At 30.1% G+C, this 12906-nt stretch carries 11 protein-coding genes, 1 pseudogene and 2 other annotated features; of the genes and pseudogenes, 2 read left to right on the forward strand and 10 right to left on the reverse strand.

What is annotated here, in order from left to right; all coding sequences use genetic code 11:
- Positions 1 to 195, forward strand: a pseudogene (locus BUB34_RS13390) (hypothetical protein); the annotation flags it as partial.
- A 133-nt stretch (positions 196 to 328) separates the two neighbouring features.
- Positions 329 to 530 (reverse strand) — a binding site (T-box leader).
- A gap of 344 nt (positions 531 to 874) precedes the next feature.
- Here BUB34_RS13390 and BUB34_RS04565 read toward each other — a convergent pair.
- The gene (locus BUB34_RS04565) at positions 875 to 1717 is read right to left on the reverse strand and encodes a DegV family protein (RefSeq protein ID WP_073124723.1); all 843 of its coding nucleotides are present in this window, start codon (positions 1715 to 1717) and stop codon (positions 875 to 877) included.
- 372 nt (positions 1718 to 2089) lie between these two features.
- On the opposite strand from BUB34_RS04565, the gene BUB34_RS04570 reads away from it, so the two are divergent.
- A complete protein-coding gene (locus BUB34_RS04570; protein WP_073124725.1) occupies positions 2090 to 2656 on the forward strand; it encodes a TetR/AcrR family transcriptional regulator in 567 nt (188 codons plus the stop codon).
- 40 nt (positions 2657 to 2696) lie between these two features.
- On the opposite strand, the gene BUB34_RS04575 is transcribed toward BUB34_RS04570, so the two are convergent.
- The 9 genes from BUB34_RS04575 to BUB34_RS04615 all read right to left on the reverse strand — a co-directional run bounded on the left by BUB34_RS04575 (position 2697) and on the right by BUB34_RS04615 (position 12760).
- Complete coding sequence (locus BUB34_RS04575) at positions 2697 to 3173, reverse strand: DMT family transporter (RefSeq protein ID WP_084120182.1); 477 nt, start codon at positions 3171 to 3173, stop codon at positions 2697 to 2699.
- A gap of 159 nt (positions 3174 to 3332) precedes the next feature.
- The gene (gene ileS / locus BUB34_RS04580) at positions 3333 to 6440 is read right to left on the reverse strand and encodes an isoleucine--tRNA ligase (RefSeq protein WP_073124730.1); all 3108 of its coding nucleotides are present in this window, start codon (positions 6438 to 6440) and stop codon (positions 3333 to 3335) included.
- Positions 6441 to 6610: 170 nt separating this feature from the next.
- Positions 6611 to 6841, reverse strand: a binding site (T-box leader).
- Between the two features lie 69 nt (positions 6842 to 6910).
- A complete protein-coding gene (locus BUB34_RS04585; protein WP_073124733.1) occupies positions 6911 to 7444 on the reverse strand; it encodes a DivIVA domain-containing protein in 534 nt (177 codons plus the stop codon).
- A gap of 11 nt (positions 7445 to 7455) precedes the next feature.
- Positions 7456 to 8241: a YlmH family RNA-binding protein gene (locus BUB34_RS04590; protein ID WP_073124735.1), complete on the reverse strand. Its 786-nt coding sequence runs from the start codon at positions 8239 to 8241 to the stop codon at positions 7456 to 7458.
- Between the two features lie 24 nt (positions 8242 to 8265).
- The gene (locus BUB34_RS04595; RefSeq protein WP_073124738.1) at positions 8266 to 8529 is read right to left on the reverse strand and encodes a YggT family protein; all 264 of its coding nucleotides are present in this window, start codon (positions 8527 to 8529) and stop codon (positions 8266 to 8268) included.
- A gap of 15 nt (positions 8530 to 8544) precedes the next feature.
- Positions 8545 to 9003, reverse strand: coding sequence for a cell division protein SepF (locus BUB34_RS04600; RefSeq protein ID WP_073124740.1), 459 nt, complete (start codon positions 9001 to 9003; stop codon positions 8545 to 8547).
- Between the two features lie 44 nt (positions 9004 to 9047).
- Positions 9048 to 9752 (reverse strand): YggS family pyridoxal phosphate-dependent enzyme, encoded by a 705-nt coding sequence (locus tag BUB34_RS04605; RefSeq protein ID WP_073124742.1) that lies wholly within the window; start codon positions 9750 to 9752, stop codon positions 9048 to 9050.
- Between the two features lie 130 nt (positions 9753 to 9882).
- Positions 9883 to 10974, reverse strand: a complete 1092-nt coding sequence (locus tag BUB34_RS04610; protein WP_073124745.1) for an HlyD family efflux transporter periplasmic adaptor subunit — start codon at positions 10972 to 10974, stop codon at positions 9883 to 9885.
- Between the two features lie 304 nt (positions 10975 to 11278).
- Entirely contained in the window at positions 11279 to 12760 is a 1482-nt protein-coding gene (locus BUB34_RS04615; RefSeq protein WP_073124747.1) for an alanine/glycine:cation symporter family protein, read from the reverse strand.
- Positions 12761 to 12906 lie beyond the last annotated feature (146 nt).

The following is a 12906-nucleotide window of genomic DNA, read 5'->3' on the forward strand; positions in this document are numbered from 1 at the left end:
AACCCTGTTTTGCTTAATTATTATAAAAATAATATGAATGGTAAAAGCAAAAAAGTTGGACTAGTTGCCATTATGCATAAGCTAATGAACTATATTTTTTCTGTGCTACGCAACCAAAAACCATATGAAGTACGTAACCCTAAATTGCACTGTAAGATGTATCTAGAAAACAAAAGTCTACCTAATATAGCCTAACGGCTAATATGAACTATTTTTCCATATAAGCCATCAAAAATTCGTGTATATTTGATGGTTTATTTGCTATACGAAAAAACATAATTATAAAATATTTTTAAAAACTGTTGACTTTAACTAGCTGGTCTATAATAAATAGGACGGATTTATTTCCGTGGTGCCACCTAAATTATATATATTTTAATAAAATACATATCACTTATTTTCTGCTGTAACGTGCAGTCACGCTTTTCCTCCAAGATCCATTCATCAAACCTTTCTTGTTAAGTTCTCAGCCACCTTAACTCTCTGTATCGAACCTTTATTTGACTACTAATTCTTTTCATAGGACTAACTATATTAATATATGTTATATTTCTCATGTTTTATAATATGTCTTAGTTTTAAAAATGTCAACTCACTATCCATCTATGTAAAAATAATATCCTTATATATTATACCATTATTTTTGTAATTTTATATAATTAGTACTTATATTTTTATTAATATATTTCTTAATTTTAACAACTTTAATATAATTTATACAATCATATTTAATTTATAAAATACCATCAATACATAATTATATAAAAATAATAAGCTAAAGCATAAAAAAATGAGGATAAGTAAGTTTTTACTTATCCTCTCTAATTAGAGGGAACCCTCAAATAATTCGTATACTACTTTATAATGAATTGGCTTATAATGAACTTATTAATATAGCACCTTTCGCTGTATATGTGCCCATAACAGAACCAATTTCACACAGAATTATATCCTTAAATCTATACTGACTTTCCATAATTTGTTTTACTTTTAATCCCTTTTCCTCACAGTTTGCATGCCCTATAAATAGGGTTTTCGTCTCTTCTTTAGTAATCTTATCACCCACAAGTTTGATTACCTTTTTAAGACTATTTCCCTCTCCTCTTGCTTTATCTATAGGTTTAACAACTCCATCAGTTATGTGTATTATAGCCTTTAAATTCAATGTATTTATTATCTTTCCTGCTAAAGGATTTATCCTTCCTCCCTTTATAGCATTTTCTAATGTTTCCAAAGTCCCAAAGAAGGCAGCATTTTCTTTAAATTTTTCTATTATTTCTACAACATCATCAATAGATTTTTGGTCTGCTACTAATTTTGCCGCCTCATATACTAAGTGTCCTTGCCCTACAGACCCACTCATAGTATCAATTATTTCTATTCTCTTGTCGTAACCTTCTTTTTCTAAGATATTTTTTGCCAAAACTGCACTATTATAAGTCCCTGATAATTTAGAACTTAGACATAGTACCAAAACACTATCCTCTTCACATTTAAAACTTTCTATAAATTTGTCAGGAGAAGGACAAGATGTCTTAGGTAGATCATCGTACTTTTCCATCTTCTGATAAAATGTTTTATTGTCTATATCTTTTCCAGAAACAAATGTTTCTTCTCCAAAAGAAACATTAAGAGGTATTATGTTAATGTTAAGTTTTTCTATTATATCTTTAGGTAAATCACATGCACTATCTGTTATTAGTTTTATCCTACTCATATAAATAACCCCACTATTTTCATAATTTTTAAATTTATAATAAAAAAATTTTCTATCTAAAACTTAATTCTATCTAAAACTTCAAAGGATAATTTTTTGAAATACATATACGTAAATTACACTTACCAATATTTTTAAAATAAATATAATTTCCTATGCATTATAAAATATATTCTTGAAATTTTTATCATATAGATGTTTATTTTGTCGGTCGGTCAATCGACCGATTATTAATATTATTGTATAGCCAAATAATTAAAAAGTCAATAATATATTTTCTCAAGAGTTTAGCCTTTGTTGACAATATTTTTTTGTAAGTTTATAATATTATTAATTTATCTTAATTGTTTTACTTATAGAAAGGTCGTTCTTATGAAATCTAATAATACAACAAATATGAAACAGAATATTTTAGTCGCTGCTACAGAGCTAATACAAAAAAATGGTGTTAAGAATACAACACTTGCCGATATTGCAAAATCTGTTAATATAAGCAAAGGTACTCTTTATTATCATTATTCTTCTAAAAATGATTTGATTTTTGACATAGCTGACACCCATCTACAAGTAATAACTGATGCTATATTAAACTGTGTACAGAATATTGAATCTGATCAGCCTCAGGATGAAATAGTTAAATTTATTATAGATAAAATATCTACTATCGAAGGTAGAGGTAGGGTTCATATGTACCTTATTTGTGAGGCTATAACATCTAATGAACCTTTAAAAGAGAGAATAAAAGCTAATTATATCCAGTGGAGAACTACACTGAGAGATGAACTTTTAAATACTTTTCACGGAAATGAAAAATATGCAGAATCGTTCTCATTTCTAGTGATATCAATCGTCGACGGTCTAGTTATACAAGGCCTGCTAAAAACAGAAAAAATCCCTTATGAGGGAATTGCTACTTTCCTTCTAGATAGGGTTTACTAAATACAATAATTTTTTATAAAAAGGAAGAGCCCCAATAAACTTATTGAGACTCTTCCTTTTTTAAGTTTAAGTTTAACTTTATATTATTAATAAACACTTTAATATCAATTTCAAGTATAACAGCTGCCAAAATAACTATTATAGCACCTAAAATCTGAATCAAATTTAAAGTTTCTCCAAAAACGGTTACCCATATAGGGTTTGTGAACATTAAAACTGTCGCAATAGATATAGGTATTCTTTCAACCGATATATTATAGCTTATAAAACTAGATGCAAATGCTACAATTCCATATAAAGAACAAATTATTATCCCTTTTATATCTAACTTTAAGAGATTTTTGTCTTTTCTTAATATCCAAAATGTAAATAACAATCCTGCAATTAAGCATCTTAAAAAAGATACATCAAAAGTACTAAGACCTGACAATGATAGTTTTCTACTAGTAATACCCATCATTCCCCAAAATGTAGTTGCTATTACAACAAGACCAATACCTTTTTTCTTACTGTCCATCTCGTCCTCCTGTAAATTTTTATTGTCTGTCAATAAGTATTCTATCACTATAAAATGTTTAAGTATATGCTTTAAGACATCTAATTTCAAAAAAATTCCTGCATAAACAGAGGAGCTTATTTCCACCTATTTATGCAGGAATTAATTTTAGTAAATATATTATTTTCTTATAACTTTTATTCCAGTCATATGATCATTTAAGTTATGTTTTTCTAAACTCTCATCATCCACTCTATTTATTTCTAAAGCTAAAGTTTCTGATTTTATATAGTCAGCGAAATCATCTACAGCTTTTGCTATTTCATCATCTCCTGAGTAGTCTATTGTTATATTGTCTAATACATCAAAATTGCTAGATTTTCTTATTTGCTGTACCTTAGAGATAAACTCTCTAGCATACCCTTCATTTATTAATTCTTCTGTTAATGTAGTATCTAGTATCACAAATAGATTGTTTTCCATTGATACATTGAACCCTTCTTTTGCAGATATGTTTATTAAAACATGTTCTTTATTGAACTCGAAATTTTCACCATCTATATCAACAGTTAAATTTTCACCGTTTTCTAACTTAGGAACTGCAACACTTGGATCTAATTTATTTAGTGCTCCGGCAAAGAATTTCATTTTTGCACCTAATATAGGTCCTAATACTTTAAAGTTTGGTTTTAAGCTATAATTCATATACTCACTTAAATCCTTAGCAAATACTACTTCTTTAACATTAAGCTCTTCTTTTATTAAATCAACTATATCTCCTAATATTTCCTCGTATTTTCCATCTACAAATACCTCTTGTATTGGTTGACGTACTTTTATTCTACTAGCTTCTCTTGATGCTCTACCTAAAGTAACTAAGTTTTTAGCTAAATCCATTTTTTCCTCTAACTTCTCATCTACTAAACTTAAATCAGCCTTTGGATAAGATGCTAAATGAACTGAAACCTCATCAGTTAAATTTCTGTACATTTCTTCTGACATATATGGAGCAAACGGAGCTATCATTTTGCAAAGTTCTGTTAGTATTTCATAAGTTGTATTATAAACTGCTTTTTTATCTTCTGTTAATTCAGTTGCCCAGAATCTTCTTCTTGAACGTCTGATGTACCAGTTAGATAAGTCATCGTTTATAAATGCTTGTATTCTTCTTATAGTTTTGTTTACCTCAAATATTTCTAAGTTTTCTTCTACTTCTTTCTTTAAATTATTAAACTTAGATAGTATCCATCTATCAAGTTCTGGTCTATCCTTGTACTCTACAAAGAAATCAGTTGGATTTATATCATCAGTATTTGCATATAATGTAAAGAAGTTGTATACATTTTTCATAGTTCCTAGGAACTTACTTTGAACCTCTTTTAGACCTTCTTCATCAAATCTTATTGGAGTCCATGGTGGAGATACATATAATAAGTACCATCTCAATGCATCTGCTCCATACTTATCAAATAATTCAAAAGGATTTACAGTGTTTCCTCTTGATTTACTCATCTTCTTGCCATCTTTATCTAAAACAAGGTCGTTAACTAAAACTTTCTTATATGGAGCTTTCCCCATAACAAATGTAGATATTGCAAGCAATGAATAGAACCATCCTCTAGTTTGATCTATACCTTCACAGATATAGTCTGCTGGGAATAATTCTTCGAAGTTTTCTTTGTTTTCAAATGGATAGTGATGTTGAGCAAATGGCATAGATCCACTATCAAACCAACAGTCTATAACGTCTGTTACTCTAGTCATTGGTTTTCCACACTTTTCACATTTTAAGTGTATATCATCAACGTATGGTCTATGAAGTTCCACTGTTTCTGGGTTTACATATTCTACAGCTTTTTGGGCCAATTCAGCTCTTGAACCTACAGAGTCTTTGTGACCACATTCACATCTCCATATATTTAAAGGAGTTCCCCAGTATCTACTTCTTGATATAGCCCAGTCATTTAAGTTTTCTAGCCAATTACCAAATCTTCCTTCTCCTACGAACTTTGGATACCATTCAACTGTATTGTTATTCTCTATTAATTGATCTTTTAATTTTGTCATTTCTATATACCAGCTCGGCTTTGCATAATATACAAGTGGAGTTTGGCATCTCCAACAGTGTGGATAATTATGAACCACTTTTTCCTTAGAATATAGTTTGTTTTCGTGAGCTAACCATTTTATTATTTCAACATCTAGGCCATCCTCCATAACAAACTTGCCTTCCCATGGAGTAGTTGTAAACTTACCTGTTTCATCTACTGGTTGAATAACTGGTAAATCATATTTTCTACCTAAATTGTAGTCATCCTCACCAAATGCTGGTGCAGTGTGTACTATACCTGTACCGTCTTCAGTTGTTACATAATCTCCTAAAGTTATAAAGAATGCTTTTTTGTCAGCCTCAACAAACGGCATTAACTGATCATACTCTATACCTTCTAAATCCTTACCTTTCATTTCCTCTAATACTTCATAATCTTCACCTAAAACTTTATTAGCTAAAGGCTTAGATACATAGTAAACTTCTTCACCTTGCTTAACTTTTAGGTAGTCTACCTCACCATTTACAGTTAAGGCAACGTTTGAAGGTAATGTCCAAGGAGTAGTTGTCCATGCTAGGAAATACTCATCTGCATCTTTTCTTTTAAACTTAGCTATTACTGTATTTGTTTTTACTTCTTTGTATCCTTGTGCTACCTCATGTGAAGCAAGACCTGTCCCACATCTTGGGCAATAAGGAAGTATCTTATGACCTTCGTATATATATCCCTCTTTGTTAAACTTATTTAATATCCACCAAACCGATTCTATATAGTTATTATCTAAAGTTATATATGGATTATCTAAGTCTGTCTCATAAGCCATTCTTTCTGTCATTGCTCTCCATTGTTTTTCATATGAGAAAACAGATTCTCTACATTTTTGGTTGAACTCAGCTATACCATATTCCTCTATTTGTTGCTTATCAGATAGACCTAACTCTTTTTCTACTTGTATTTCAACTGGTAGTCCATGAGTATCCCAACCAGCTTTTCTTTTTACTTGGTATCCATCCATTGTTTTATATCTACATACCCAGTCTTTTAATGTTCTGGCAACAACGTGGTGTATCCCTGGATTTCCATTTGCTGTTGGAGGACCCTCGTAGAATACAAAACTAGGGTCATTTTCACCTTTTTCTAAAGTCTTTTCTAGTATATCTATATCATTCCAATAACTAGAAACTTCTGCCTCTGCCTGCTTAACAGAGCTATCCACTAGCGGTTTAAATTTCGCCATATATATCACCCTTTCTAATTTTATAAAATAAATATTATTTTCAATTTAAAAATTAAAAGCTTTATTAACTTCAAGCCCTCTAGATTATAGGTACTAATCACAGCAATTTATACATTTTTTTATATATTACAATTTCTTTGTATATAAAAAAGACCCGGCCCTTTCTAAATGAAAGGGACGAGTCTATAATCGCGTTACCACCCTAATTCTATATATAGATATACTTATCTATATATAACTCTCTTCTAGTATAACGGCACCAACCGGCACAGCTTAATCGATTATAATCTTTCAGCCTGCAGCTTCGGAGTGATTTTCAATTTTATAAATTTATTGGTTCTCAGCTTATCCAACTCTCTGTGAAATTATCTAAAATCTACTCTCTCCATCATAGCTTTTATTATTTATGTTTATACTATGAGATTTTATAATAAATTGTTTGAATAGTCAATAATTATTTTTAAATTTTACTATTCAAATGTTGCAGCAGCTTCATCATTTTCCCCTTTGTATTGATACATATCTATAGACTCAAAAGGAGCTTGACAGCTTTCATCTACATCATAGAATATTTCATCTACACTTCTAATCTCATCTTCTAACAATGACTTAAATTTATTTCTAAACACTTTAAATTCTTTTACCAAAGCATCGTATTCTTTTCTTATTTCTATAACTCTATTGTTAGCTTGTTCCATTATCTGTCTTGATTTTAAGTTAGCCTCTTCAACTATTACCTTAGCTTTTCTATTTGCAGCATTGCAAGTATCCTCAGCTGCACTCTGTGCTGTTATTAAAGTTGCTTTTAGTGTTTCCTCTATATTTTCATACTTATTTACTTGATCTTGGAAAAGTTCTACCTTTTCTTTAAGACTTTTATTTTCTCTTTTTAGAGTTTCAAAATCTTCTTTTATTATGTCCAAAAACTCATCTACTTCATCTTCTCTATATCCCCTTAGTGATTTTTTGAACTCTTTATTTTCTATTTGTTCTGGAGTTAGCATCTCATTACCTCCTATTTTATTAGTCTTGCATAAACTTTTATTTTACCCTTTTTAGTAATGTCTCCTATTTCTATGATCTCTGCTCTACCCTTGCCTCTAACAGATATTAAGTCATTTATTTTCAATAACTTAGAAGGTGAGATTATTTTTTCATAATTTACGTAAACTTTTTCTCCGTTTATATATTTTAAACTCTCCTGCCTTGATATATTATAAAGGCCACTTATAACACAATCAAGCCTATCTGAAGATACTGTAAAATATACATCTTTATAACTTGGGAAACTATAAATAATATCGTCTTTTGAAATTTCTACTACATCTACATTGTTTCTAGATACCTTATCTAGGTTCATAATTATATAGTCACAAATATCTTTTGCTACTACTACCTGACAAAAATTATCGTTTATAAGTATGTCACCTATCTTTTCTCTTTTTATTCCCAAACTCATAAGTGCACCTAGATAGTCTTTATGAGAAACCTCTTTGAACTTAAAGTTTCCATTTATTTGTATATACTTGATATCACTCTCTACATCTTCATAGTTCATATAAAACGGGTATATAGTAATTATGCTTCTCTCTGCCTCTAGGTAACCCCCATCCACAGTATATTTTACATCATCATAAGAATTAAGTACTGATATTGCATTTTTTATTTCATGTGGATTTAAAAACTCAGTATACCTAACATCATAGTTTTTCATGGAAGCATTAGCCTTATCTATAACTCTAAACATCTTATTCTTTAAATCTATATCTTTTATATGATTTGTAATTTTTAATTTGTCCATATATCCTTGCTAATATATAAGTACTTAGTATATAAACGCTGATAATATTGTTTTCTTTAAAAACATCAATATGAATATTACAATCATAGGAGAAAAATCTATAGGTCCACTCGTATAGCTATACATAAGAGATCTCACTGGATCTACTATTGGATCTACTAGATTGCTCAGTATTTCATAAATTTTATTTTTTGTTCCACCTGGAAACCAGCTCATTATACATTGAATCAATATCATAAATGATATCAAGTCCAGCAGTTTATATAGTGCAATTCCTATAGTTTGCATACTCCACCCCTTTTTTTATTTATTTTGCCAAGGGAAAAATGCCTTGCTTTCTAATTCTTTCTTTATATTTGCATCTATATCTACATTGTTAGGCGCTAATATAAATATAGATTTAGATACCTTTTGTATATTCCCATCTAATACATAAACTGATCCACTCATAAAATTAAATATAGCTTTACGAGTTTCAGAATCAGATAAACCTTCTAAGTTTACTATTACTGCTCTTCTTTGTTTAAGATGATCTGCTATTGTAGTAACTTCTTCGTATTTTTTAGGCTCAACAATTACAACTTTCATCTGATTAGCTGTATGAAGATTTACAATTTTACTCCCCTTTAGAGCTCCTATATTTCCGAATTGCTCATCTAATTCATCTTCAATAATCTCTTCCCCTATTTCATCTAAAGCATCTTCTTCATACTCATCCTCTGCTATCCAGTTTTTGAATTTAGATATTATTCCATCTGCCATTATTAACTACCTCCATTTTCTTTATTCTTGTTTGTGTTGTCATTTTAAATTTTTGTATAGTCTCTCTTGCCAAATATAGACGTACCCACTCTAACCATAGTAGAACCTTCTTCTATAGCTATTTCATAGTCATTGCTCATACCCATAGACAATGTTTCCATACTTACATTTTGTATTTTCAATTTTTCTATTTCTAAGGATAAATCTTTTAATCCTTTAAATACTTTTCTTACATCCTCTTTGTTATCTGAAAAAGGTGCCATAGTCATAAGACCTTTGATTTTTATATTGCTGTAATCTTTAGATACAATTTTTATAAAATCTATTACATCCTCTTTTAAAAGTCCGTGCTTAGATTCTTCTTCAGATATATTTACTTGAACTAAGCAGTTAATCGTTTTGTCTATTTTCTCTGCCCTTTTTTGTATTTCCTCACATAGTGCTATTCTATCTAATGAATGTATCATGTATGCTTTGTCTATTATGTATTTAACTTTATTTGTCTGAAGTGTACCAATCTGATGCCATCTTACCTTGTCTCCTATAGCTTGATACTTTCTAGCTAGCTCTTGTGGCTTATTCTCTCCTACATCTTCTATACCGTATTCTATAGCCTCATTAATAATATCCACATCAACAGTTTTGGTCACCGCTAACAAGGTAATCTCATGTTCTGACCTGCTAACACTCTTGGCTGCATTATCAATTTTATCTTTTACTATAGATAGATTCTGTTTTATAGATACCATTTTACCACCTACTTTATATTCATTTTTGTAACATATAACGGATTATATCCCAACCAAACTTTATATAAAACTTATATAAGTTTAATTTTAGTCTATGTATAATTTAAGTCTATCTGTAAAGAGTGAAATTTTAGGAGTTTTTGAGGAATATTTTTCTGTTTATTACGTTAGGCTTTAAAAGAATTTTGTCATATAAATTAACAGTCTTTACTCCGTTAATATTATTTTTATAATAGTCTACAAATACAAAATCATCACCTTCATAAACTATTCCCTTCAACTTTACAAATCTCAATCTTTCTGAACTCTCGTCTAATACATATACCCCTTTGTTCCCATCTACTAATTTAATAGATTCCTTGGGTATCCTTAAACCTTCTATCTCACTATATATTATATCAAATTCTGTAACTCTTGCATCATAAATTCCAACATTTTGATTAGTTATTTTTAATATAACTACAACTTTAGATTTATTTGTATGTTTTTCCTCTATTTTCGCATCTATATAACCTAAATCTGAGTCTTTCATTTTTAGTTTTACAAACTCTCCAACTTTAAATTTCTCGCCTTCTTGTTTACTTATGCAAATAGCCACATAAACATCGTTTGGATTTATTACCCTCATAACAATTTCATTATCTTTTATTTTTCTTTCTTCTTTGTCTATTTGTTCATAATTGTTTATTGCATTTTCTATACTTTCCTCAGTTATTTCATCAAAATAATCATACTTGTATTTTTCTTCATTATTATCTAATTTATATGAAACTATACCGGACATATCGCTAGTCAAAGTAGAAACCCTATCTTGTCTTTTACTCTGAAGTATATCCCTCTCATCTTGCTTTACTTTAAGCTTGCTTTTCTCTATATCACTATCTAGCTTTGATTTCTTTATATTTTTTATTTCCGTATCCAATCGACTTATTTCCTTATCTATATCAAAATCCCTATCGTCTTTATATATTTTTGCAACTTCTTGAGATTTTTTAACCTTTTCCCCTTCCTTAACTAAAAGTTTCAACTTGCCCCTATCATTGGATTTAATTATATACTCATCTCTTATTATCAAACCTTTTGTATGAATTTTTAAATCTAATTTACTGCTCTCTAGCACCTGAGATTCTACATTTTTACATATAAGCGTACTTACCACCTGAAATACTATATAAAGAAAAACCCCTAGTATAAATACTTTTGAGTAATTTATTTTTTTCAATACTTTCCCTCCCGTCAAACTTTTAGATAAACTTCTTCTATAAAACACAGTACTTATATAATTTCTTCAAATTATAAATTATCCCTTGTCCTGTCAAAGGATTTTAGCCAACAATTTAGTTAATAATAAATTGTGTTTCTCTTTTATTTTTTTTAATCTTGCATAGCAGTCATATTTTTTCACAACATTTTATATTATTTTGTATAATTTTATATATTTATAAAAACCTAATAGACACCATTTATTTACAAATAAAAAAGCTGTAGGTCTATACAGAAACCTACAGCTTAATATTTCATAAATTTTATTTTGTACTAGATTTATTTTTCTCTACCCAGAAATCCGCATTTTTTATTCCTAATTTTATAGGATCGAAACTTATCTTATCTCTAGGTACTCCAGCTTTCATCTGACTTTCATAATCTTTGAAGCATTTTATAACTACATTAGATAAAGCTATTATAGCTATTAAGTTAAGCCAAGCCATACTACCAACACCTATATCACCAACTTGCCATACAAGAGCGGCTGTCTTAACACATCCAAATACAGTTGCCCCTAAAAGTCCAAATCTTAGTATATTAGTTGCTATTTTACTACCCTTTCCATTGTTCATGCTCTTAACTATATAAGTTAGATTTACCTCTGATATATAGTAATATGCCATAAGTGTTGTAAATGCAAAGAAGAACAATGAGATTGCAACAAATCCTGGACCAAATCCTGGAAGGAATGTATTAACTGCATTTTGAGTATAAACAGGGCCAACTTCTACTCCTGGTAAATTCTCAACTATCATAGCTCCAGTTGCCTCGTTCATTACATTGTAAGTTCCTGTTATAAGAATCATAAATCCAGTTGCAGAACATACGAAAAGTGTATCAACGTATACTGAAAACGCTTGAACTAATCCTTGCTTAGCTGGGTGACTTACCTCTGCTGCAGCTGCTGCCTGAGGCCCTGTACCTTGACCTGCCTCATTTGAGTAAACCCCACGTTTTACCCCCCATGCAATAGTTGAACCAAGAATTCCCGAAAACGCTTGCTCTGCTCCAAATGCAGACTTAAATACTAAAGCTAGAACACCTGGTAATTTATCTATATTAATTACAATTATTGCTACAGCCATAAGTATATATAACCCACCCATAAATGGAACTATAAGTTCTGCTGCTGATCCTATTCTTTTTATACCACCAAATATTATAAGTGCTAATAATACAACCAAGATACCGGCAACAATCCACTCATTTAATGCGAATGAATTCTTAACTACGATTGATATAGAATTTGATTGAACTCCTGGTAAAAATAATCCTGTAGCTAAAACTGTAACAACTGCAAATATTAGTCCATAAGCTTTTGAAAATTTAGTATTCCCAAGACCTTTTTCTATATAATATGCTGGTCCTCCACGATACTGCCCTTCATGTTCTTCTTTATATATCTGAGCTAATGCAGACTCTGCAAATGCTGAACCTGCACCCAAGAATGCTATAGCCCACATCCAGAATAACGCCCCTGGACCTCCCATAGCAATAGCAGTTGCAACCCCTGCTATATTACCTGTTCCTATACGGCCTGCCAGTGCCGTACATAGTGCCTGGAATGAGGATATTCCCTCTGACGATTTTTCTCCTTTAAATAGTAATGCTACCATCTCTTTAAGATGTCTAATCTGGGAAAAACGAGTTCTAAAAGAAAAATAAATCCCAGTACCCAAACACAAATAAACTAATACATTACTCCATACTATGTTGTACAAACTGTTAATAATTCCTTCCATATAACGGCCTCCTTTTAATTTAATATACCTTTACTTATTTAATATTGATAAAGAGCTTAAATTGTTACAGATAACTATCACTTAATGAATTTTATGTTTCCTTTTTTTATATATTCTGTAAATTTATAATAATTATGAACAAAGTG

Source organism: Asaccharospora irregularis DSM 2635, from assembly GCF_900129815.1.
In the GTDB taxonomy this organism is placed as follows: domain Bacteria; phylum Bacillota; class Clostridia; order Peptostreptococcales; family Peptostreptococcaceae; genus Asaccharospora; species Asaccharospora irregularis.